Annotated in this window: 1 protein-coding gene; it reads left to right on the plus strand. The window is 53.5% G+C overall.

Annotated elements, in window-relative coordinates:
- Nucleotides 1-76: 76 nt before the first annotated feature.
- A complete protein-coding gene (gene ahcY, locus H1D41_RS18215) occupies nucleotides 77-1,468 on the plus strand; it encodes an adenosylhomocysteinase (RefSeq protein ID WP_228850262.1) in 1,392 nt (463 codons plus the stop codon).
- The last annotated feature ends 50 nt before the right edge of the window (nucleotides 1,469-1,518 follow it).

Below are 1,518 nucleotides of genomic sequence, written 5' to 3' on the forward strand. Positions count from 1 at the left end.
GCTAATTTTCTGATTGATTGCCGGGACGGCTTCGGAATGCTATTGCGCGTTTAGTGTATTTGTAAGGAACCGCCCCATGGCCACGGACTATATCGTCAAAGACATCACCCTTGCGGAATTCGGTCGTAAGGAACTGAATATCGCAGAAACTGAAATGCCGGGCCTGATGGCGCTGCGCGAAGAATACGGCGACAGCAAACCGCTGGCCGGTTCCCGCATTGTGGGTTCCCTGCATATGACCATTCAGACCGCTGTTCTGATTGAAACCCTGGTTGCGCTGGGTGCGGATGTGCGCTGGGCGTCCTGTAACATTTTCTCAACCCAGGACCATGCGGCTGCGGCGATTGCAGAAGCAGGCGTTCCGGTGTTTGCGATCAAAGGTCAGACCCTGGAAGAGCATTGGGATTACCTTGATAAATCCTTCATGTTCCCGGAAGGCCCGAACCTGATCCTGGACGATGGCGGCGACGCAACCCTGTATATCCTGCTGGGTGCACGTGTTGAAAATGGCGAAACCGACCTGATCGAAACCCCGACCTCTGAAGAAGAAGTCGCGGTATTCGCACAGATCAAAAAGCGCATGGCGGCAAGCCCGGGCTGGTTCAACAAGATGAAAGCCCAAATTCAGGGTGTTTCTGAAGAAACCACCACCGGTGTGCACCGTCTGTACGAACTCGTGAAGCAAGGTCAGTTGCCGTTCCCTGCGATCAACGTGAATGACTCGGTTACGAAATCCAAGTTCGACAACAAATACGGCTGTAAAGAATCTCTTGTGGATGGCATTCGTCGCGCGACTGACACCATGATGGCTGGTAAAGTGGCCGTTGTTTGTGGGTACGGCGACGTTGGCAAAGGCTCTGCTGCCTCCCTGGCTGGTGCCGGTGCTCGTGTGAAAGTGACCGAAATCGACCCGATCTGCGCCCTGCAGGCCGCGATGGACGGTTTTGAAGTTGTGACCCTGGAAGACGCTGTGTCTGACGCGGATATCTTCATCACGACAACCGGCAACAAAGACGTGATCCGGATCGAGCACATGCGCGCGATGAAAGACATGGCGATTGTTGGCAACATTGGTCACTTTGACAATGAAATTCAGGTCGCAAGCCTGAAGAACCACAAATGGACCAACATCAAAGACCAGGTGGATATGATCGAGATGCCTTCCGGTGCGCGTCTGATCCTGCTGTCTGAGGGCCGTCTGCTGAACCTTGGCAACGCAACCGGTCACCCATCCTTCGTGATGTCTGCAAGCTTTACCAACCAGGTTCTGGCACAGATCGAGCTGTGGACCAAAGGCGACGACTATAACAACGACGTTTATATTCTGCCAAAGCACCTGGATGAAAAAGTGGCCAAGCTGCACCTCGATCGTATCGGTGTGAAGCTGTCTACGCTGTCTGAGGAACAGGCGTCCTACATCGGCGTCACACCAGAAGGCCCTTTCAAGCCAGAACACTACCGCTACTAAGAGTCATAAAAAGCCAAAGAAACAGCCGCCATCTGGCGGCTGTTTTTGTT

The sequence above is a fragment of the Halocynthiibacter styelae genome (genome assembly GCF_016123485.1).
Lineage (GTDB): Bacteria > Pseudomonadota > Alphaproteobacteria > Rhodobacterales > Rhodobacteraceae > Halocynthiibacter > Halocynthiibacter styelae.

Bases quoted from the DNA above. Each gene is read 5' to 3' on its own strand.
- ahcY (WP_228850262.1), top strand. From the start codon at position 77: ATGGCCACGGACTATATCGTCAAAGACATCACCCTTGCGGAATTCGGT.